Source organism: Arthrobacter sp. HLT1-20 (assembly GCF_054510895.1).
The window spans coordinates 77,913-99,162 of record NZ_JBTNDR010000015.1; the positions used below are offsets into that span (position 1 = coordinate 77,913).

The 21,250-nt window shown below is 58.9% G+C and carries 24 protein-coding genes and 1 riboswitch; of the genes, 16 read left to right on the forward strand and 8 right to left on the reverse strand.

Annotated elements, in window-relative coordinates; translation table 11 throughout:
• The first annotated feature begins 477 nt into the window (after positions 1–477).
• The 7 genes from ACX80Q_RS10175 (at position 478) to ACX80Q_RS10205 (ending at position 3,886) form a co-directional block, all read left to right on the forward strand.
• Positions 478–1,188, forward strand: a complete 711-nt coding sequence (locus ACX80Q_RS10175; RefSeq protein WP_459330416.1) for a hypothetical protein — start codon at positions 478–480, stop codon at positions 1,186–1,188.
• Positions 1,189–1,201: 13 nt separating this feature from the next.
• Complete coding sequence (locus ACX80Q_RS10180) at positions 1,202–1,381, forward strand: hypothetical protein (protein ID WP_459330417.1); 180 nt, start codon at positions 1,202–1,204, stop codon at positions 1,379–1,381.
• Positions 1,378–1,539 carry a hypothetical protein gene (locus ACX80Q_RS10185; protein WP_459330418.1) on the forward strand — a complete coding sequence of 54 codons (162 nt, stop codon included), beginning with the start codon at positions 1,378–1,380 and terminating at the stop codon, positions 1,537–1,539. The genes ACX80Q_RS10180 and ACX80Q_RS10185 overlap by 4 nt, the downstream gene beginning before the upstream one ends.
• Positions 1,540–1,843: 304 nt before the next feature.
• Complete coding sequence (locus ACX80Q_RS10190; RefSeq protein ID WP_459330419.1) at positions 1,844–2,125, forward strand: TetR/AcrR family transcriptional regulator; 282 nt, start codon at positions 1,844–1,846, stop codon at positions 2,123–2,125.
• Between the two features lie 39 nt (positions 2,126–2,164).
• Positions 2,165–2,353 (forward strand): hypothetical protein, encoded by a 189-nt coding sequence (locus tag ACX80Q_RS10195; protein ID WP_459330420.1) that lies wholly within the window; start codon positions 2,165–2,167, stop codon positions 2,351–2,353.
• Complete coding sequence (locus ACX80Q_RS10200; RefSeq protein WP_459330421.1) at positions 2,350–3,015, forward strand: GAP family protein; 666 nt, start codon at positions 2,350–2,352, stop codon at positions 3,013–3,015. Before ACX80Q_RS10195 ends, ACX80Q_RS10200 begins: the two co-directional genes overlap by 4 nt.
• A 451-nt stretch (positions 3,016–3,466) precedes the next feature.
• Positions 3,467–3,886: a COG4315 family predicted lipoprotein gene (locus ACX80Q_RS10205; protein WP_459330422.1), complete on the forward strand. Its 420-nt coding sequence runs from the start codon at positions 3,467–3,469 to the stop codon at positions 3,884–3,886.
• Between the two features lie 815 nt (positions 3,887–4,701).
• Here ACX80Q_RS10205 and ACX80Q_RS10210 read toward each other — a convergent pair.
• The 5 genes from ACX80Q_RS10210 to ACX80Q_RS10230 form a co-directional block, all read right to left on the reverse strand.
• The gene (locus tag ACX80Q_RS10210) at positions 4,702–5,202 is read right to left on the reverse strand and encodes a hypothetical protein (protein ID WP_459330423.1); all 501 of its coding nucleotides are present in this window, start codon (positions 5,200–5,202) and stop codon (positions 4,702–4,704) included.
• Between the two features lie 600 nt (positions 5,203–5,802).
• A complete protein-coding gene (locus ACX80Q_RS10215; protein ID WP_459330424.1) occupies positions 5,803–6,252 on the reverse strand; it encodes a hypothetical protein in 450 nt (149 codons plus the stop codon).
• 844 nt (positions 6,253–7,096) lie between these two features.
• Positions 7,097–7,588, reverse strand: coding sequence for a peptidase (locus ACX80Q_RS10220; protein WP_459330425.1), 492 nt, complete (start codon positions 7,586–7,588; stop codon positions 7,097–7,099).
• Positions 7,581–8,693 carry a cation diffusion facilitator family transporter gene (locus ACX80Q_RS10225; protein WP_459330426.1) on the reverse strand — a complete coding sequence of 371 codons (1,113 nt, stop codon included), beginning with the start codon at positions 8,691–8,693 and terminating at the stop codon, positions 7,581–7,583. Before ACX80Q_RS10225 ends, ACX80Q_RS10220 begins: the two co-directional genes overlap by 8 nt.
• Positions 8,690–9,052, reverse strand: coding sequence for an ArsR/SmtB family transcription factor (locus tag ACX80Q_RS10230; RefSeq protein WP_459330427.1), 363 nt, complete (start codon positions 9,050–9,052; stop codon positions 8,690–8,692). The genes ACX80Q_RS10225 and ACX80Q_RS10230 overlap by 4 nt, the downstream gene beginning before the upstream one ends.
• Before the next feature lie 361 nt (positions 9,053–9,413).
• On the opposite strand from ACX80Q_RS10230, the gene ACX80Q_RS10235 reads away from it, so the two are divergent.
• The 9 genes from ACX80Q_RS10235 to ACX80Q_RS10275 all read left to right on the forward strand — a co-directional run bounded on the left by ACX80Q_RS10235 (position 9,414) and on the right by ACX80Q_RS10275 (position 17,984).
• The gene (locus ACX80Q_RS10235) at positions 9,414–9,728 is read left to right on the forward strand and encodes a heavy-metal-associated domain-containing protein (RefSeq protein WP_459330428.1); all 315 of its coding nucleotides are present in this window, start codon (positions 9,414–9,416) and stop codon (positions 9,726–9,728) included.
• A gap of 34 nt (positions 9,729–9,762) precedes the next feature.
• On the forward strand, positions 9,763–11,883 hold the full coding sequence (locus ACX80Q_RS10240; RefSeq protein WP_459330429.1) for a copper-translocating P-type ATPase: 2,121 nt from the start codon (positions 9,763–9,765) through the stop codon (positions 11,881–11,883).
• Between the two features lie 87 nt (positions 11,884–11,970).
• Positions 11,971–12,450 (forward strand): DUF6153 family protein, encoded by a 480-nt coding sequence (locus tag ACX80Q_RS10245; RefSeq protein WP_459330430.1) that lies wholly within the window; start codon positions 11,971–11,973, stop codon positions 12,448–12,450.
• Between the two features lie 105 nt (positions 12,451–12,555).
• Positions 12,556–13,152: a DUF305 domain-containing protein gene (locus ACX80Q_RS10250; RefSeq protein WP_459330431.1), complete on the forward strand. Its 597-nt coding sequence runs from the start codon at positions 12,556–12,558 to the stop codon at positions 13,150–13,152.
• A gap of 209 nt (positions 13,153–13,361) precedes the next feature.
• A complete protein-coding gene (locus tag ACX80Q_RS10255; protein WP_459330440.1) occupies positions 13,362–14,120 on the forward strand; it encodes a F510_1955 family glycosylhydrolase in 759 nt (252 codons plus the stop codon).
• Between the two features lie 4 nt (positions 14,121–14,124).
• Complete coding sequence (locus ACX80Q_RS10260) at positions 14,125–14,874, forward strand: cytochrome c biogenesis CcdA family protein (protein WP_459330432.1); 750 nt, start codon at positions 14,125–14,127, stop codon at positions 14,872–14,874.
• 26 nt (positions 14,875–14,900) lie between these two features.
• Positions 14,901–16,427: a multicopper oxidase family protein gene (locus tag ACX80Q_RS10265; protein ID WP_459330433.1), complete on the forward strand. Its 1,527-nt coding sequence runs from the start codon at positions 14,901–14,903 to the stop codon at positions 16,425–16,427.
• 10 nt (positions 16,428–16,437) lie between these two features.
• Positions 16,438–17,352, forward strand: coding sequence for a prolipoprotein diacylglyceryl transferase (lgt, locus tag ACX80Q_RS10270; protein ID WP_459330434.1), 915 nt, complete (start codon positions 16,438–16,440; stop codon positions 17,350–17,352).
• Positions 17,349–17,984, forward strand: coding sequence for a DUF3105 domain-containing protein (locus tag ACX80Q_RS10275; protein ID WP_459330435.1), 636 nt, complete (start codon positions 17,349–17,351; stop codon positions 17,982–17,984). Before lgt ends, ACX80Q_RS10275 begins: the two co-directional genes overlap by 4 nt.
• Before the next feature lie 133 nt (positions 17,985–18,117).
• Here ACX80Q_RS10275 and ACX80Q_RS10280 read toward each other — a convergent pair whose 3' ends face one another.
• The 3 genes from ACX80Q_RS10280 to ACX80Q_RS10290 all read right to left on the reverse strand — a co-directional run bounded on the left by ACX80Q_RS10280 (position 18,118) and on the right by ACX80Q_RS10290 (position 21,154).
• Positions 18,118–18,363: a hypothetical protein gene (locus tag ACX80Q_RS10280; protein WP_459330436.1), complete on the reverse strand. Its 246-nt coding sequence runs from the start codon at positions 18,361–18,363 to the stop codon at positions 18,118–18,120.
• A gap of 331 nt (positions 18,364–18,694) precedes the next feature.
• Positions 18,695–19,387 (reverse strand): M23 family metallopeptidase, encoded by a 693-nt coding sequence (locus tag ACX80Q_RS10285; protein ID WP_459330437.1) that lies wholly within the window; start codon positions 19,385–19,387, stop codon positions 18,695–18,697.
• 143 nt (positions 19,388–19,530) lie between these two features.
• Positions 19,531–19,704: riboswitch (cyclic di-AMP (ydaO/yuaA leader) on the reverse strand.
• 1,216 nt (positions 19,705–20,920) lie between these two features.
• Positions 20,921–21,154 (reverse strand): hypothetical protein, encoded by a 234-nt coding sequence (locus ACX80Q_RS10290; RefSeq protein ID WP_459330438.1) that lies wholly within the window; start codon positions 21,152–21,154, stop codon positions 20,921–20,923.
• Positions 21,155–21,250: the final 96 nt, after the last annotated feature.

Below are 21,250 nucleotides of genomic sequence, written 5' to 3' on the forward strand. Positions count from 1 at the left end.
GTGACTAGGCTTTGCAGCCATGCGCCGGAGCTGCCGTTTGATGGCCGTTTGCAGGTCCATCGACATCGTCGACGACATGTCACTGGTTGTGAAAGGAGGGCTGACGTGTGTCAACGTACTTCGTTGTTCGGGGCGTGGTTTCGGTCCGGCCGGCCAAGCGACCAGTTGCGGTGCGAAACATGCAATTTAATGATTTTTTGTTGGGGAAGTGGAGCATGAATTTCCCTAATCCTTACGCCATTTGCTTCCGATTTTGCTGTCCAGGCAGGCATGAATTTGGATCAATTTCGTCAGCCGAACTGCGAACGGTTGGTAGGTCATGGAATACCCGGGTGGCGTGCCGGGGAGGGTATGGGTGATGACGATGGGGGCGAATTCTCGAAGTTAAAAGCTGAGGGCCCCGCAGCTCCTGGCTGCGGGACCCTCAGTAATCCATAACAGGGAACCTGCCCCTGTCTTCTACTACAGTTTACTACTGTGAACAGGCGCGAACAAATAAGTGTGGAGGCGGTGCTGCTCCGGCGGCTGAGTCCACCCAGGTTGGCGCCGTACGTGGATGTGGCCGGGAGCCTGCAGGGTGCTGTGCGGCTCTACCGGTGGAACGTAGAGCTGTCCGGTGCGGTATATGAGACGCTACACATTTTCGAGGTGGTCTTGCGCAATGCCTTGGACGAGCAACTATGCGTTTGGAACGCGGGACAAATCAACCCAACCACGGGGGATCGGCACTCCAGCGATTGGCTCCTGGATCCCTCGATCTTGTTGGAACGCATAGTTGGCCGGGACATACCAGAGGCCAGGAACCGTGCCGGCCATTCAACCAGGACCAGGCCCAAAGCCCAACGCGACCCGCTGCATGCGGACATTCTTGCCGCTTTGTCCATGGGGACCTGGCGTTTCCTTCTCCCAGGGCGCAAGGACCTGGGCAAGCAACTGCCATGGGATGAAGCACTCCACCATGCATTTCCGCATCTTCGGCGACCGGTCCACGAACTTGAACGTGCAGTCGACGGCGTCTACCGGCTAAGAAATCGGGTGGCGCATTTGGAACCGTTGATCAATAGCAGCATCGCTGCACAGCTGGCCAACATGAGGACAGTCATCGGCGCCATCGACCAAGACCTGCTCTCCTGGTTCTCATCCGTGGAGAAAATCGGCGCCAGCCTGAAGACACGCCCGAAACCTTGATGGCACGGCGATCGTGACTGAATCAACGTCCACCACCTTCGATTTGCAGCCCGTCAAGTTTGTCAACAACATTAGGCAAGATGGGCTGGCTTGCGGGCGTTGTCAGGGCTTCGTGGAACTTGAACATTTTTCGGTAATGATTCGGATGGTGACGGAATTATCGCTGATTGAGGATATGGAGGGAGGTTCATGATGGCAACCGCTATTGAAGAGATGTTGGTGAAGCGCCCCGTTGACCCGGCGGCCGCGGAGGAGCATATGAAGCGCATGCTCGATGAGGATCGTGGCTGCCTTCTGCGGGAACAGAAACATCACCGCGAAGGCGAAGGGATGACTTCCTCGAGACGGTGACGGTAGCTGAACACTGTAGATCGGGATAAGTTTGCACCGCTGCCCACTTTTCTGAAATCCAAGTCAAGAGGCGTCCCGTATACCCTCCGCATCACCGGGCATAATTGCGGGCAGGGTCTATGCCGACATCGGGATAACAGTGTATGTGGGAATCCGGTGACCGCGGCGGCATGCGGATGGTTGTGCCGGGGAATTTTGATGGTGGTTGGACCTGTCGTGGACCGGTGTATGGGACAGCGCAGAGGACTTTCAAATTTTCGATCCAACCCGACCGGTCGGTTGGTTTTTGTGTTATCGTCATTTTATGGGCACCAAGGAACACATTCTGCAGACTGTTCGACGACTAGCGATCGATACCGGGTCAGTGCCGTCGATGGATACCATCGCTCACCAGGCGGGGGTCTCTAAGGGTGGGCTGATGCACCACTTCAAGTCACGCGCTGCACTGGTGGAGGGCATGGCGGTGCAGGCAATACAGGATATGGATGACGCACTGACCGTGGCCGCTGGGCGCGGTAGCGTGGTCGAGACTTGGTTGCGCATGTCAACTTCCCGTGAAGAGGCTGCTCTCTACCGGGCAATGTAGATCCTGCTCACCGATCACACCTCAATTACCGACACGCTTGTGCAGCAGGCAGCTGAGGCAACCGAGCGGTGGGAAAAGCTCTTCGCTGTTGCAACAGGAGACCCGGTGGCAGCCTTGGTCATCCGGCTTCTCGGTGATGGGATGCTGCTAAACAGCATCACGGACGATGACTCTGCACCCAGTGTTGATTCGATCTTGAGGTGGCTGGATCGCAGGCCCGCCAAGTGATTGATGGTGGCCTCCTCGCTGGCATCGCCGGCCTCGCCCTGGCTGATTCGCTGAACCCAGCGACCATCGTCGTCATTACCTTGATCCTGCTCACCGTCAGCCACCGGCCTGTCGGTTCAGCATTGATGTTTGTCCTGGGTGCGATGAGCACGGTCTTCACCCTCGGCATGGTCATCTTCCTCGGAGCCAATGCTGCCGCGGACGCCGTAGGCGAAGGGCTCATCTGGCTTCGCCGGGGAGTGTTCCTCATCGCAGCCATCACTCTCGCCGTCGCCGGGATGCGCCGCTTCAAGGACCGGGAAAGGAAAAGCATCGAACTGCCGGTCTGGTTCGGGGTATGGACGGCTTTCCCGCTCGGCATCCTGATTACCGGAGCTGATCTGCCGAACGCGTTCCCCTACTTCATCGCCATCGAACGGATGATCGCCGCGGATGTCGACACCCCCATAGGCCTGTTCGTGCTTGCCGGCTACGCTCTCGTGTACTGTACCCCGTGCCTTCTTCTGCTCGCCCTCGGCATGGCACACGGCGACAAAGTTAGGATGCGCTTACGGAAGGTGCTAGATCGGTTCTCGACGGGAACCATCAAACGCTCTATCCCAGCAGCTATAGCCATGCTCGCCCTCGCCACCGCAGTCCTCACCATCGCTCTCTGGCCCTGAGCACGCAGCGGTAGACGAGCGCGGCGCGGGATCCCGCTACGGCCAGACTGTGGGTAGCTTGCCAATGGCGAGCTGTAGTCCAGTGGCTACCTTGCTCAAATCACCTTTAGCGTATGATCTTTTCCGTTCACCAGGTGCCCCCGACTTCGGATGCCTGCAAGGAAACCCGGACCTTCCGGCTAATGAACCGTGCGGGAACGGACTACTACACCATCCGCATTTCCGCCCGTCGATTTTCGACAAAGCCTGAGATAATGGGAACCGAACGGCCCCACATCTCATCAGCACCAACCCCGAAGACCTGGCCGGGGGCGCCCGCTCCTGCCGATAGGAGCACAGCGTGTCCAGACCCAGACTGCGAGCAGCGGCTGCGGTGGTTCTTGCACTCGTCGCGTCGTCTTGCGCAAGCAGCACCTCGAGCGAGGCCCCGGACTCTACTTCGCCTCCGAGTGTGAGCACTGTGACACCGGAGAGCCCGCAACCCCCGCCGAGTCAGCCATCCAGCGCGCGAGAGCCGGGCACCACGATCACTACAGCCGCGAGCGACTTCGGCCAGATGCTCTTCGATGCCAAAAAGCAGGCCATCTATATCTGGGAGAGTGAGGAGAACATGAAGCCGGAGTGTTACGACGACTGCGCTGAAGCGTGGCCCCCCGTACTGACCGACGGAGCGCCGACCGCTAGCGGCGAGGTCGACTCAGCGCTGCTGGGGACGACGAAGCGGCGGGACGGCACGACCCAGGTCACCTACAACGGGCATCCGCTCTACTTCTACGCGCACGAGGGGCCTGGCGAGGTGAAGTGCCACAACGTCTCGACTCACGGGGGGCTCTGGTGGGTGTTAGATCCGGACGGTATCCGAGCCCCATAGCTGCAGTGCAGGCGGAGCCGAATCGACGGCGCATCCTGCAGCTACGCTGCGTGAGCTCACCACCCGGGACTGTCGGCGCCTCGTGAAACTCGACGGTGCTGCCACTAGGGCTGTTCAGGTGCGGGTGAGACTTGGCCAGCCCACGGCGGCGAGTGCCAGCTCGCCAAAGATCGTCGCCGTTTGGCGAGACGGTGACGGCTTGCGCTGCTTTTACCTCCCTGCGGACGCTGTCCCGAGCTCATCAGACAAGTCGACCCAGCCCATCTCGACACCGAGATGATTCTTGGATCAGGTTAATCCGCCTTGCTGCGAGAAAGGCTGCCAGCAAATGAATGGACAGAGTCGCTGGTGTCTGACTGAGGCGCACCGTAGACCGATCCCCTAGCGGACCGTGCCGTGGCCGGTCCCCTTACGGGCACAGGAGGGACGTGCGGATTACTTCTGAGGGAGTGGCATCTGATGAGCCATCCGCAGCGCATGAGATGCAGGACGAAGGCGAAACTAGAACTACGACACAGAGCGATCACAGAACGCCGACATAGAGCGCCGAAGTCCACATCCAATATCCATGCTTGCACCGTACCGAAATCTAGCCCTGCGCGCGGACAGCAGCAGTATTTGGCACTAGCTTTTGGGATGGTCACGTTACGCGGAATCCCGGCATGTTTCTGTCGTTTTCAGAAGTCGTCTGCACAAATTTTACTACTCGCCTGCACAGCCTTCTTGTGTCCGCAGCGGAACCCGTTGCGGGACAGTTGGCGACTTCATGCACCTGGGCGCGAGCGGAGTTGGAGGATGCGACATTCCCTGCCGCCTCAGTTGTCGCGGGCGTATGCTTCTACTTCAGCGAAAACCCGTTCGTCCTGGACTCCGATCGTGAGGGAGCTGCGGCTGTCATTCCAGGTGACATCAATGTCTATGCCGTTGACGTTCCACATCTTCCGCGAGCCTCTCTGGCCGTGCCATGGAATGATGGGTTCGCCGTGGAGGCTCGTCAGTTGACTGACAATGGCGTCGAAGCACTTAGTTGCCTCGGGGTCTGGCGATGCCGAATCCAGTCGGAGATCTAAAAAGACTGATTCTATGACGCCGTCAATTTCCCGTGAAGTGGCTATGACTGGAGGGCCGTCGTCCCTCGTTGCTATACGAAAGTGCACCGCGGCATCGGCTGAAACGTGCCCCAGAGACTGTGTGCCGCGGCTCCAACCTAGACGCTTGAACAAGGCTTCCTGTTCGGCCTTACTCTTAGGCCAGGGGTACCGAGTCAGCTCTTCAACCAGGTCAACAATGGCTTCAGGCTGCGGGATTTCTTTCATGAACCGTTCTCGGGATGTTATCCTGCCACGCTATGCCGGAACCCAGCGGATCGCTAGAGGGCCACAAGGTGTCGATCGACTGCGGCGTGGATTAGCCAGCCCATGAATCCGTCCCGCGGGGGAACGACGAACGAGACAAATTCTAGGATTGCAGGCCGTCGGGGTGCTGCGTGGTTGCCTTTCTGGCTAGTTCAACGACCGTGGCGCTCATTTATTCCGAGACCCGTACGACGCGTGGGATGTTGAGAACATTTATGGCAGCTGTTGGAGTTCGCCTGAAAAAGAAACTGCTTGGAACGTAGAGGGTGCCAGTATTGCCGAGCAAATTCGCGAAGAAGGCAGAGCCTTCGCTGACGTGGAATACGACGCGTAGAGTCAGCGCCCGAAAACGACATCATCAGCGCCGGCTAGAGATTGCCCTTCTAAGCCGGTGATGGAACGTTGGACGGTTTCCGAAAGCGTCTTGGTAGCTTGTGGCAAGACAGTGGCCTGCGGCGGCAATCATTCCCCGCCGGGGCCGGGGAGTATCCGAATGCAGACTTTGGATACTTTCCGAGTCCATGTGTAATTTTCGGGTTGGCACCTTCACTGCACCTAATCTTAGTGAAAGGGAAGCTCAGTGCCTTTGTCATAGAGCAATACGCCCTGGGCGGGCGTCATGGTGAACCATTCACCACCTTGGTTGGCGGCGAAGATGATCATTCTTCGACTCGAGTCAAGGGGATCGCCGTGGGGGTAAGACTCGCCATTGCCGCAGGTCTGAGGCATTGAGGAGATCCGGACGGGAACCACGCCGGGATCGCCTTTGAGGATCTTCTCGACGTTGACCAGATGGGTCTGTGCCTTGTACCCGTAGGCACTGGTCTCCCCGTCCCTACCTGCTGGTTTTCCAATGAGCACCATGGCGGCGTTATCAAATTGTTCTTGAGGGGTTTCAAAATGGACCCAGTCAACACACGTTTCGGTAGTGCTGCCTGGCAGAATGCTGCAGCCGGTTACGAGTACGGAGGACACGATGAACGCTTGTGCCAGCAGGGAATCTCCCCTCATGTCATGAACCTACACCTACTCGAAAACTCCGTCGAGGAGACTCGTCAAATCGGAATTGAAATGAAACTCAGGAGCATGCGCCAAGATCTGTCCATTACAGGTTCCGCCTATGTAACGGGCATGAAGAGAGTGGCGGTGCCGTGTTCGGATGAACCATGAGAGCGTACAGAAAGACCGTAGACGCGACGTTGGGAATACAACTAACTCTCACAGGCGCAGTAGGCGGTTTTGCGATGTTTGTACAGCCGTGGAGGAGCTGACCTGAGATTGATGACAGCTCCGCGGGCTGCCCGGCCACCCCAAATGATCAAGGCCTACATGGTGTTGCTGTTCTCGTGCTGACTTTTGGAATCGTGCTTCTGGCCATGTCCATTTCTGAACGGCGAGAGCGGATTCCATCCGACGCTGCCGGACACTTTGGAAAACTCAACTAGCCTCCGACAGTAGGAAGACCCTCCGGAATTGGACGGCGCTCTTTATCTCCCCTGTACCGCCCCAGCGATGGTTCCGCCTATGGGCACGGGCTATGTTCGCAGCAGGGTGGGTTCGGTCACAGTGAAACTCATTAGCGTGAATTTCCATACCGATCATCCTCAGACCCCGTCTCCCCAACGGCCCATCTCAAAGCGATGGCATTGCTTCTTGGCCCGTGGTGTTACGCAAAGGGAAGGAGTCGTTACATTGGCGCGTACAAGGAAAGCCTTACTTGATCCGGTCCATGATTCCGCGAGCTACTGAACAGTCCGCGGAGTGTCTCGCCACCGATCGTTCGCGGACACCAAAAAATCTTTCACATCCCGTACTTCACCTGCCACCTCGTTCGTGGCCATGGCGGATGTCACCTTCAGCGGTCGCTCAGGCCGATCCCGCGGTCATCGAGGCAGGGCGAGTGTTTCCCTGCGGCTGGCCCGATGGAGCGCAGGCAGGTGCAGGATGGTCCTTTGACGGCGGGTATGGACAGCCACACGAAGCGTTGCATCTTGTTGTACGCGCCGAAGTCCAGGATTGCGCCGTCGAGTTTGACTGCCAGTTCATGGCTGACGCTGATCGCGACCCCTGCAGCGTTCGGCCGGTTCCACTGGCCGAGCGAATCGCTCCCGGACCGTCCCGGGTCAGTGAGCAGGCATCGGAGGAGTTTCTTTGGTTCCGTCCGCGAGAAGTATAGTCCCTGCTTGCGGCAGCCTCCGGTTCCCTGATAGCAATGCAGCAGCCCGCCGAACACCTCGATCATGCCCACCGCATCCCCGGTCACGGTGAAGCTGCCATGACCGGGGATGCTCGCCAACAGGCTTTGGATGGCCGTCGAGTCCGTCATCAGCCAGGCCTTCTCATCCATGTGCCTCGTGCGCGGACAATTCGACATCGGCCTTGTTTTCGTCCGCAGGGATAGTGATGGCCTTGATCACCACGTCGTCGAGTTTCGGGAGCGCATGCCCGAGTCGATGTTCGGCATCCCGGATGGTCACTTCGACCGCTGACAGGGTGTTGTCAGCAACTATGACGGTTGCTGCGCCTTGCAGTCGGTGCCCGACCCAGCGCAATTGCAGCCGTGGCACGGCCAGAACACCGGGCGTTCCAGCTAGTGCGGTTTGTGCGCTGGATACAAGGTCAGGTTCGATGCCGTCCATGAGTCGGCGGCCAATGCTCTTAACTGTGCCCCACAACAAGACGATGATTGCGGCAGAGATCAGCAGGCCCACAATCGGATCCGCCAGCGGGAAGCCGAGCATCACGCCCACAGCACCGAACACCACGGCGAGCGAGGTGAATCCGTCGGTGCGGGCGTGCACGCCGTCTGCGACGAGTGCGGCCGAACCGATTTTTTGTCCGACCCGGATGCGGTACACCGCCACAATCTCATTGCCGGCGAACCCGATCACGCCGGCCGCGAGCACCCACCACAGGTTTTCGAGCGGTTGCGGATTGAACAGCCGCACGATCGACTGCCATGCGGCCAGGACCGCAGACAGGGCAATGACCACGACGATGAAGAGCCCGGCTAGATCCTCGGCCCTCCCATAGCCGTAGGTGTAACGCTTCGTGGCCACCCTGCGGCCCAGAATAAAAGCAATCCACAGCGGCACGGCCGTGAGTGCATCGGAGAAGTTGTGAATGGTATCTGCCAGCAGTGCCACGGAACCGCTGATCGCCACCACGATGACCTGTAGCGCCGTGGTGGCCAGCAGGATTATCATGCTAATCTTCAGTGCCCGGATGCCTTCCTTGCTCGCTTCCAGCGCACTGTCTATTGAATCGGAGGAGTCGTGGGTGTGTGGGACGAATAGTTCAAACAACCAAACTTTGAAGCCCGAGTGGTGCTTGTGGGAGTGTCCGCCATGGTGCTCGTCATGGTCATGACCAGGCGAGTGAGGTTCGTGGGGTTGGCTGTGATTCTCATGGTCACCGTGGGGATGGTGGTCGGACTGGTCAATGAGTCTCATGCCGGGGCCTGTTCCGCTCGGTGGTGCGCGGGCACCCCGCCGAGTGCGTGTTCAGCCTGATAGATCGCGTCGGCCACCAGCTGCCGGGCGTGTTCATTCTCCAGCCGGTACATGACCTTGGTACCGTCCTGACGCGTGGAAACCATCCGGGCCAGCCGCATCTTGGCCAGATGCTGTGATACCGCCGCCGGCGATTTGCCCGCCACCTCAGCCAGTGCACCGACCGCCATTTCGCCCTCACGCAGGGCAAGGATGATCCGGACCCGCGTGGCATCGGCAAGCATGGAAAAGATCTCCACTGCCAATTCCACGTACTGGCTGTCGACATCCAATGAACAAGCTCTAGTATCTGCATTCATACGCACATTATGTCATTAAAGCATTGCCCCCCGCTCGGTACTGTGAGCAAAGCATTTCTGCACCAGATTCACTCCCGCGGATGCGAAAGGCGAATTCGGGAGCAATCCCAGCCGTGGTCCGTCAGGGCTTGATTGTCCATAGCGCCGAGTATTTGACGTTTCACAAGCCACCCCCCAATACGAATATCCCGCCGGTGACGTGAGAATCGTGACACACTTTCCTTGAAAAGGATACCCCTATGGGGTATCCTTTGAGGTGTTGTCAGTGAACTAGTTTGTCGCAACCGTTGAACTTTGCGGATGCCACGGCCATTCAACCCCAACGCACACCATCCGACCCCTTTTCAAAGGAATTTCCCAAATGTGCGGAACTGAAACTCTAAAAGACCTCAACCTGACGCAGACAACCGAGAGCTCATGCCGCTGCTGCTCGACCGAGACAACAGCGGCCAAGTCGACCGGTGAGTCCGGAACCGCGTACTCCTTGGAAGGGCTGACCTGCGGGCACTGCGTCCAAAGCGTCGAGGCCGCCGTCCAGGGGATTGAAGGCGTGGAATCCGCCACTGTTGATCTTGTCGCCGGCGGCATCTCTACCCTGACGGTCTCAGGACCTGCAGCCCCTGAGGTCATTCGCTCTGTCGTAGCCACTGCCGGATATACCGTTACTGAAAGCTAGCAATCACTCCTCAACAACCCGAACGGAGCGAGGAATGAAAGAGCACCACAACGGACACGGTCACCAGACAATAATTAGCGGCGCCGATGATACTCCGAGGCCTCACTTGGATCACGCAGCCATGGGGCACAGTGACATGGACCATGACGATCATGCTGTCCATTCCGCTGGCCAGCATGCCGGTCACAGCACTGCAATGTTCAAGAACCGGTTCTGGCTGACCCTGGTGCTCTCGATCCCGGTCGTGTTCTTTAGCCCCATGTTCGGACACCTGCTCGGCTACACCCCGCCGGAGTTTCCTGGGGCGGCATGGATTCCGCCAGTGTTGGGCACGTTCATCTTTTTCTACGGCGGCCAACCATTCCTCAAGGGCGGGTGGCAGGAAATCAAGTCCCGGCAACCGGGCATGATGCTTCTGATCTCTATGGCCATCACTGTGGCGTTTATTGCCTCTTGGGTGACCAGCCTGGGTTTGGGTGGGTTCGACCTGGACTTCTGGTGGGAGCTGGCCTTGCTGGTGGCCATCATGCTGCTGGGACATTGGATTGAAATGCGTGCCCTGGGTTCAGCCCGCGGCGCCCTAGACGCACTGGCTGCCCTGCTCCCCGACGAAGCAGAACGCATCTTCGAGGGCGGATCGGAGACCATCAGCGTCTCCGAGCTACGTGCCGGCGACCTTGTTTTGGTCCGTTCCGGGGCTCGGATGCCAGCAGACGGCGTGATCACCGACGGATCCGCCGACGTCGATGAGTCGATGATCACGGGCGAGTCCAAGGCCATCCCCCGTACTGTCGGAGACCCCGTGGTTGCCGGAACCGTCGCCACCGACAACTCACTACGGGTGAGAGTCACGGCAGTCGGCAACGACACTGCCTTGGCTGGGATTCAGCGGCTTGTCGCCGAGGCACAGGCGTCAACCTCCCGCGCCCAAGCGCTGGCTGACCGGGCGGCAGCGTTCCTGTTTTACTTCGCCGCCGGTTCCGGTGTCATCACCTTCATTGTTTGGACCCTGCTGGGCAGTGTTCCAGATGCGGTGACTCGCACCGTGACAGTGTTGGTTATTGCTTGCCCGCACGCCTTGGGGTTGGCCATCCCCTTGGTGATCGCCATCTCCACCGAAAGGGCCGCGCGGGCAGGTGTACTGATTAAGAACCGGATGGCATTGGAGCGGATGCGTACCATCGACGTCGTCCTCTTCGACAAGACCGGCACACTCACCAAGGGCGAACCTTCTGTCATGGGCGTCGTTGCGACCGACGGAGTCACAACAGAAGAGTTACTGGCCCTCGCCGCCGCTGTTGAATCGGACAGCGAGCACCCGGTCGCCAGGGCGATCATCGCTGCCGCCAAACAAACCGGCATGCCAGCCTTGACGGCGTCGGATTTTCAGTCCCTGACCGGACGCGGCGTCCAAGCCACCGTCAACGGGATTCGTTCCGCAGTGGGTGGCCCCGCCCTGATCGCGGAACTCGGAGTATCTGAGCCCGCAGGCATCGCGGACACCACCGCAGCATGGATGGATCGTGGTGCGTCCATCCTGCACGTGATTCGGGACGGCGTCGTCATTGGTGCCGTCGCCTTGGAAGATGAAATCCGCGAAGAGTCCCGCCAAGCCATTCAAGCCCTGCAAAACCGCGGCATCAAGGTCGCCATGATCACCGGAGACGCCCGACAAGTCGCCACAGTCGTGGCTACTGAGCTGCATATCGATGAGGTGTTCGCTGAGGTTCTGCCTCAGGATAAGGATCAGAAGGTCGCCGAATTGCAGGTTCGAGGGTTGAAGGTCGCGATGGTCGGCGATGGTGTCAACGACGCCCCTGCCTTGGCCCGGGCCGAGGTTGGCATTGCCATTGGCGCTGGCACCGACGTCGCCATGGAATCCGCCGGAGTAGTCCTGGCCGGAAATGACCCACGGGCGGTGTTGTCCATGGTGGACCTTTCCCATGCCAGCTACCGCAAGATGTGGCAGAACCTGGTCTGGGCCACCGGTTACAACGTCATCTCGGTCCCCTTGGCCGCCGGTGTGTTGGCCTTTGCTGGCATCGTCCTCTCACCGGCCGCGGGTGCAGTTTTGATGTCGCTATCCACCATCGTGGTGGCACTGAACGCCCAACTGCTCCGGCGCCTCAAACTCAACCCCACCGACGTCCAATAGGACTGTTCGAAGCTCTCACCCAGCTTGGGTCAGTACAATTCACAACGACTAGCTGGATTCCAGAGGAACTACAGAAAGGATTTCACCATGGGCCTGCCAAGTAACACGCCCACGCTGGGATCCTTCCTGCGCTGGGGCGGGATGATCGCTCTTGCGTTCGCTGTCATCGGCGGGATCTTCGGGATGCATGTTATGGGCGGAGCAGCCGTTTCATCCATGGCTTCTCCCAGTATGATGAACGCCTCCACCGAAACAGTCAGTGTCAAAAGCACTCCGGTGTCGGAGCACCCAGTGTCCGAAGGACACGCAATGCTTGGCAGCGCCGCTCATGCGCCATCGACTGCGCTGACGGGCTGCGGCTGTTCCTCCACTGGATGTGAATCATCCATGGACATGCACCAGAGTTGCATTCCAAGCCTCGCCACAGCTGTGGTGAATTTGCCTCTGCCCGGAACGCTTGTGCTTCCTTCGACCGAATCTGCTTTTCTGGTGCTTGCTGGACACAAGTCCTCTGGCCGTGTTCCCGATCCGCCGTCACTGAATCAACTCTCGATCAGCAGAACGTAAACCGATGAATAGTCCCGTGTATCTCTCACGGGTCCTCATTCGTGTGCCCTTAAAGCTAGGGCAACTGCTAGATATTCGAGAAGTTTAAGTGAAGGACTGTTTGTTATGAAAAAATCATTGACCGTTTCAGCCACCATTGTTGCCGCCATGATCGCCCTGGCAGGATGCTCCACCGGAACCGACGGCGGATCCATGCCAAGCATGAACCATGGCGATTCCACGACGACACAAGCGCCGGTTACGGTGGGCGAACACAATTCCGCAGACACAATGTTTGCCCAAATGATGATCCCCCACCACACCCAGGCGGTGGAGATGAGCGACATCATGCTCGCCAAGACTGGCCTCGATGCGAAGATCACCGCATTGGCCACGGACATCAAGGCCGCCCAGGACCCGGAAATCAAAAAAATGACCACCTGGCTCACCGGCTGGACCGAGCCAACGGTCATGGCCGGCGATCACTCCATGAGCGGCATGATGTCGGCGGCCGACTTGGACAAGCTCAAGGCCGCCGAGGGGGCGGAGGCGAGCAAGCTGTTTCTGACCCAGATGATCGCCCATCATGAAGGCGCCGTGGCAATGGCCACGTCCGAGGTTACCGGCGGCAAGAACGCCAACGCGGTGACTTTGGCGAAGAGCATCGTCGCCTCACAGGAATCCGAGATCAAAGACATGAAGGACTTACTGGCGGCGCTGTAGTCCTTGACTGCTGCTGACAACTAACGGTGGCGGTTCGTGGACGTTAGAACCGCCACCACCTTCAATCTTTTCGATCAGCATGTTTTGGAGTTCTTGTGAAACCCCGCTTCTTCCTTTCGCCTGCCCGCACTACAGCGATCGTGGCAACGCTCACGCTTCTCGTGCTGGCTGGTTGTTCGACACCACCGGATCCGCAAGCTGTTGCGGCAGTGGGCAGCGATCATGTCCACGGGATCTATGTGGACCCCTCCTCGACCAAGGTCCTTCTAGCCACTCACGATGGGTTGTTCGATGCAACAGGGACAACGCGGAAAAAAATCAGTGAAAATACCATCGATCTCATGGGATTCACCTCCTCTGCCGAGCCGGGAACCTACTACGCGTCCGGTCACCCCGGGCCGGATTCCTCATTGCCGAACCCCCTCGGACTGGTGAAATCCACTGATGAGGGAAAGACCTGGCAACAGGTCTCCCGAGGCGGCCAGTCAGACTTCCACGCCCTGACCGTTAGCGGCGGCAGCTTGGTCGCTTTCGACGGGCAACTTCGCACCAGCACAGATGGAATAGCGTGGTCTACCTCGCCCGCAACGTTCTCGCCTGCCGTTTTGGCCGGAAACCCCGCCTCGACCGTCGTGTTGGCGACCACCGAAGCGGGAATTCAACGCTCAATCGACGCCGGGCAAACCTGGGAACTCGTACCCAAGGGACCCATCATTCAGTTCGCCGCGTTTGCTGACTCAGAGATGAAAGCCCCGACGGAAGCTGTCGGTGTTGCTCCGGATGGGAGCGTCTACGTCTCGAACGATTCAGGACTGACATGGACCGAGAGAGGAAAAATCACGGGCCAAGTCGAAGCCATCACTGCCCTAGCCGGCACCACAGGCAAACCCTGGATTTGGGCGGCCACTACCAATGGAGTCCAAGTTTCCACCGACGGCGGAGCAACATTCCAGCCAGCTGCATCCTAGCAACATGAGTACCGGAGAGTTTTTCGCCACGACGGTAACCTCCGGCGCCCTCCTCGTCGCCATACGACTGGCCCTGATTGCCGGTATCGTCTCGTTTCTATCCCCATGCATTCGGCCCCTCGTTCCTGGCTACCTCGGCTACGTCTCTGGTTTGACCGATCCGAACCAGGCGCGCAATCGCCGGCGTGTGGTGGCAGGGGTGGGTCTGTTTATCCTCGGATTCGGTGCCGTGTTCACCCTTTACGGGGCTGCTTTCGGGATGGTTGGCTCCTGGCTCTTCCGATGGCAGGACCCTCTCATGCGCGTCCTGGGCGTTGTCGTGATCGTCATGGGACTGGTGTTGCTGGGGAAGTTCTCTTGGTTACAACAGAGCCGCAAACTAACGCTCACTCGACGCACCGGACTTGGCGGGGCACCGTTACTGGGCATTGTGTTTGGCCTGGGCTGGACACCCTGCATGGGCCCGACACTTAGCGCCGTTCTGACCCTGAGCATCTCCTCCGGCAATGCCTGGCGCGGGGCAATACTGGCTTTCATCTACTGCCTCGGCTTGGGCATACCCTTCCTCCTAGTCGCCCTCGGCCTGGGCTGGGTTACCCAAATTCTGGGCTTCATCCGTCGCCACATCCGCATTGTCAACATCGCTGGAGCCAGCATGCTGATTGTCCTCGGCGTCTTGATGGTCACCGGAGTCTGGATGCAGTGGATCTACCAGCTGCAAAACCTCTCCGGTACCTACCTCACCGTCGTCTAGGCCCACATTCTTCAAAGGAACACCTCATGAGCCACACATTAAACCGACGCTCCTTCCTGGGGCTCTCCGTCGCGGCCACCGCAGCGGCCGCCTTGGCAGCTTGCACACCCACCCCGCCAGCAACCGGACAAACCAACCGAATCCTTCCTACCGACCCACTCATCAACGACTATGAAACTCGGCGGGATTCCACCGAAAAGACCGTCACCAAAGCCCTCACCCCCGGCCTGTTCTCCACCACCCTGGCGGGGAAGACGCTCACAACATGGGGTTATGACGGCGCCCTCATCGCACCGACCCTGCGCGGCACAGCCGGTGACCAACTCAAGGTCACCGTCACCAATAAGCTCAGCGAGCCCACCAGCATTCACTGGCACGGACTCGCCCTACGTAATGATGCCGATGGTGTCCCTGGACTCACTCAGGCCGCGATTGGCGCCAGCAAGGACTACCCCTACAGCTTCAAGCTGCCCCACCCGGGAACCTACTGGTACCACTCACACGTGGAAATGCAACGAGAACGGGCTCTCTACGGTGCCTTGATCATCGAAGACCCTCAAGAAAGTTTGAAGTACGACAAGGACTGGGTGATCATCCTGGATGACTGGCTCGACGGCGTCACCGGCACCCCAGAGGACGTCATCAAAGAGCTCTCCAAGGGTATGGCCGGTATGGGTGGCATGAACCACGGCGAAGGCGACGGCGGAATGGTGATGGGCCACATGCTCATGGGCGCCAGCAGCGACTTCCTCGGCGGTGACGCCGGGGACGTCGCCTTCCCACTCCACCTGTTCAACGGCCGTGAGCCGGAGAACCCGGAGACTTTCACGGCCACGGCGGGGGAAAGGATACGCCTACGTATCATCAATGCCGCAGGAGACACCGCCTACCGGGTTGGGGTCCCGGGCCAGAAACTGACTCTGACTCACACCGATGGATTCCCCGTCCAGCACACCGACGTGGACGCCGTCGTCCTGGGGATGGGCGAACGCATCGACGCGATCCTGACCGTCCAGGACGGCTACACCCCCGTGCTGGCCCTTGCCGAGGGGAAAGCCCAGATGACTTACGGCCTAGTTACCACCGGAAGCGGAACAGCACCCGGGAAAGAGGCTCTCCCGAAAACGCTGAGCGGCAAGGTCGTTGACGGTGGCCAGCTTACCGCTGACCCAGCTTTGAACCTTCCGTCCAAGTCACCGGATCGCACCCACGAGCTGCGCCTAAGTGGCGGAATGGCGAACTACGACTGGGGTATCAACGGCCAACGCTTTGACATGACCAAACCCTTCGAAAAGGCTTTTGACCTCAAGGTCGGGGAACGGGTGGAGGTGAAGTTCATCAACGACACCGAAATGTGGCACCCCATGCACATTCACGGTCACACCTTCCAAATCGGCGCCACCGGGGCTCGCAAGGACACAGTCATAGTCCGTCCCAAAGAGACCGTCACCGTCTATTTCGATGCCGATAATCCGGGGCAGTGGCTCTTCCACTGCCATAACGCTTATCATGCCGAACGCGGCATGATGGGCGTCTTCTCCTACCTCAAGTAAGACGGCCCCCATGAATCCAATCGCGCTCACACCCCTACTCATCCCCTCACCCACGGTCAGTGCACTGCAACTGGGGCCACTGGCCATCCGTTTCTACGCCCTGTGCATCCTGGCAGGCATTGTGATTGCCGTCTGGCTTACCGGACGACGATTAATCGCCCGCGGAGGCAAACCCGGAACAATCCTGGATATTACAATCTGGGCCGTCCCCTTCGGCATCGCCGGCGGACGGATCTACCACGTCATCACCAGCCCAGAACTGTACTTCGCGCCAGGGATGAATCCCTGGAACGCCCTGAAGATATGGGATGGCGGAATGGGCATCTGGGGTGCCGTCACACTGGGACTTCTCGGCGCCTACATTGGGTGCCGACGCAACCAAGTCTCCTTCACCGCCCTCATCGACGCCGCAGCCCCCGGGCTACTGATCGCCCAAGGCCTCGGACGTTGGGGGAACTGGTTCAACAACGAACTCTACGGCGACACGACCACAGTGCCCTGGAAACTACAGATCCACCAAATGGACTTCAGCACCGGCCGCGCCTACCTGGACAGCAACGGAGCCCCTATCATTCTGGGCTATTTTCAACCAACGTTCCTCTACGAATCCCTCTGGTGCCTAGCCGCCGCAGGATTGTTGCTCTACCTTGACAAGAAATTCCGGCTCGGGGCCGGATCCGTATTTGCCCTCTATGTCGTCTTGTACACCTCAGGTCGGTTCGTATTCGAGCTGCTGCGCTCCGACTATGCCAACACCATCTTGGGACTTCGGGTGAATACCTGGGTTTCAGGCCTGTTACTGCTCGCCGGTGCCACCGCATTCCTGTTTTGGCGAGGCAAACCTCGTTCAACCGTAGATCCCATACGCACCACCAACTCAGACGATATATCCGCGACCCCGTCTACTCCAAGGAGACAGCAATGAGTAACGCCAAGGACCGACAAGTCGAACGCAAGGCAAAAATCGATGCCGTGTTCGCCACGCACCGAGTGAAACAACGCCGACGGAACCTTTTCGTCTACGGCGGATTTGGCCTGCTGGCCGTCGCCGTCATCACCATAGTCGCATTCGTCATTACCGGGTCTATGCAGGCCCGCGAGGAGACGGCTGCGGCCGCCAAGAACCCGATCACTGGGGTCCAGACGTACCCGAACCTTACCCGTAACCACGTCCAAACCCCCGTGAGCTACCCACACGTCCCCGGTGTTGGTGGTGACCATTCAGCAACGTGGACGAACTGCGGTATCTATTCAGACCCAGTCGATGAGGAGCGGGCTGTTCACTCACTCGAACACGGGGCGGTCTGGATCAGTTACAAGCCAGACCTTTCCCAGAAAGACGTCAGTGCCTTGACTGCCCTGGTCAAGGGAAAACCCTACGTCCTCCTCAGCCCCAATCCGGACCAACAAGCGTCCATCACTGCCTCCGCGTGGGGTACTCAGCTCACCGTACCGAATGCCGATGATTCCCGACTTCCCGTGTTCGTCAAGGCCTACGCCATGGGCCCGCAGACGCCAGAACCCGGGGCTGCATGCTCTGGTGGCACTAACGGCTAAGCAACCCGCCCTAGAAAGGACAGAACAGGAATAATGGTCTCCCCGGTCATGACGCCCACAGGGGCTACCGTCGTCACCGCCTTTAGTCAGGAGCGGCCAGGTGATCATGGCCGTGGGTGTTCTGGTCGGACTCTCACACTGGATCGCACACGTCGCCGTGACCGGGGGTCCGCCCGGCATGCAGGATCTCCTCATCGGATACCCCACAGCTACCGCCCTCTTGTTTGCAGGTGCCATCGTGGCTGGACGTGCCACGCCCAAGAAGCGCTGACTTGCCACCCTTGGGCATGCAGGCGAGAACCTGGCCCATGAAGGCAACCACACTGCCCCTGATGGGTCCCGCCAGTGCGCTCAACGATTGAGGACCGCGACGTTTCACGGTCCTGATCCTAGAGTCGCCTCAGCCTTCAGTCATAGTCTGCTTGGGGCGTTGCTCCACCGATCTCCGGCTACCCATTGTTTGTTCTGTTGTTACAGGTTCTGGGTACCACGATCGTCTTGGACAGGAGATCATAGGTTCTCTCGGAGCAGCCCGTTATCCACCCGGCGTTAGCATGCAGCACGCTACTTGGATGAGCTCAATAATGATTTATCAGTGAATTCGCCCTTGCGTGCCTGGCCAATGGGAGGGGTCACGGTGGCCCGAAGGCCACCAGGACCCCCACATGTCACTTTTTACACCGGTGCCTTCCAAGAAGGAGGGGATTCGATCAGATGAACGGTGCCGGATCGACCGTTTGACCATTGACGACGACCTCGAAATGAAGGTGGCATCCGGTGGAATTACCCGTTGACCCAACCCCAGCAATCTGCGCGCCTGCACTGACTTGCTGGCCGACGCTGACGCCAATGCTGTCTAGGTGGTTATACGTGGTTTTGATCCCGCCACCATGGTCAACCACAATCCGGTTTCCGCCTCCGTACTGGCTCCAGCCAGCCTCTGTCACGGTCCCGCTCCCCGAAGCGAAGACGGCAGTGCCGCAAGCCGCCCCGAAATCGATCCCGTTGTGCAGTTCTCCACCAGCGCCGCTCAACGGATTGGTCCGATACCCGAAGGGTGAGGTGACCGTCAGTGAGGCCAACGGAGGCACCAGTCCCGAGGACGGGTTAGCAGTAGGAGCTTCTGGTGCCGGTGCGGGTGGTGTGGGTACTGTTGGGGCCTGTACCGGCACAGGGGTCTTTTCTGCAGCCGCTGGCTGCAGTCCGCCTGCGGGGGCTGTCGTTGGTGCCGGTTTGCTGACAAGAGACGGCTGAGCGAAAGACAGCACGACGTCCTTGTCCGCTGTCACTGTCGGTTGCGCTGTCGAGGTGGCGGCGCTGGCGGTCACCGCAGAGGAAAGGTGGTTGGTTTCGGCATGTGCGGCGGGAAGTGCCGTTAGGGCAATGAATCCTGCCGCTGCCACAGCTAGTGCCAGTGGCTTTCGGCCCGTGACGTGTTTGGATTTGATTTCAACTGGAGACGTCCAGTGGCGTCCAGGCAAGGTCGGGGAAGTCTTGGAGACGGTGGCACGGCGGCGGCCGTGTTGGCGGCGGGCAGGCATAGATAAGGTCCTCTCGACGCCGACGAAGTTAGCTGTCGGATTCGGGCGAGGGGTCTGCCCGGCCCGCTCAACGCATAGCCGTACAGGCTTGGATTGTTGAGCGCGCTTCACCCCAAGGCGCACTAAGGCGCCGGCGGTGGTTCCTCCGTCCCCGTCTAGAAAATGAACGGTCGTGATCCGCCGACGGGGTTTGGCGAAGCGGCCACGAACATACCCTTAAGGGGCATGTATTTATTCAAGCCTAACCAAAAAGCTTCAAAAGTTATAATTCCGTTACATTCGGATGCCGATGCCCTTCTCTCCTCAGGTCAGTACCTTTCGCAATTTGCAGACAATCCGGATCACAAGACGCCACTCCTCCAAATCGTCCCGGCAACCCCTTTCGGGACGATTTGGGGGGTCCGGCTGGCTGGAAGTCAATCGTCATGGAATGGACCTGCTGCAGCCCACCGTTGGGCTGGTAGTTCACGGCAAAATTGCCCGACTACGTGGGCCGGAAGATCGAATCTCCCGCGCCGTGCTGGCTGCAGTCTCAAGGGAAGTTCTTGGCTAAGCGACGGTCCTCAATGCCGAGATTACGGCGAACGGAGGGCCAATTCTTGGTAGTCACATTCCACGATCGTCCAAGCCAGGAACAATCGCGGAATCTAGGGGATTTTCTGTCCACTGGTCGGGAAATATGAGAGCAAATTGAACCTGAATCGGCCGAGTTGGAGCCAATTTCGTGACCAACTTTTCGTTCAAAAACGTGAGTAAAACGTGATTCGGCCCCCCGACGCACCCGGCCAAAAAAGTAAAACCGCAGGTCAGAGCCACATTTGGTGCCCCGGGCCGGACTCGAACCGGCGGCCAAGAGAAACTCAGGAGTCTCATGCCAACAGTGATCGTTTCACGTCAAAAACCGTGTGTTTCCGGGGGAGTGCGGAACAACAGGGCCCCTTTGACATGCCAAGGATTGCCGTGGGTTTTCGTTCAATAACGTGAGTAAAACGTGATGAGGTCCTGCAGCGTAGCGCCGGAGCTGCTGTTTGGTGGCCGTTTGCAGGTTCATCGGCATCATCGACGGCATGTCACCGGTTGTCGATAGCGGGCCGTCGTGCATCAACGACATGTGTTGTTCAGGGCCCGGTTTCCTTCCTGTCCGACAGATGGCTAATTGCCATTGCAGAGATACGGTTTGGTGACTTCTTACTGGGCGATTGGAGCATCAACTTCCCTGATTTAAGGGCAATTTGGGTCTTATCTGTCGTCCTTTCCGGTATGGATTGGGATCATTTCTCGGGGTTAAATTGCGAACATAAAAATGACTGCCGGACGCGATGAAGTGCGAATCTGGTTCCTCATCGCTTTGATCGGGCCCCAGCTTGAGTTGTGAATTCTCGCCGCCGGGTGTTCTCAGATTTGGGTGTCCCAGATTGCATGAGTATGCCAGTTCTCTGGTGCGCCGATGTCGTTGATGGTGGGTCCGGGAACGTTAGGGAAGGAGGCCAGGAGAGCCTGTGCCTTGTTCGTCCAATCGCTGTTGTCACCAAGGCTGTCAAGGAGGAACGCGCAGAGATACAGGACTGAGTAGATGCGGGTCTTCGGCGTTCCGGTCAGCCTATTGAGTGGGTTTAGAAGAGGTGACATTCCGGTTGGTATTCGTTGGAGCCGGAAGGTCACTGGCTGGTTCCAGACCCGAGCGTGGTGGGCGCACATATTGCGGACGTGATTGAGGACTTTGAT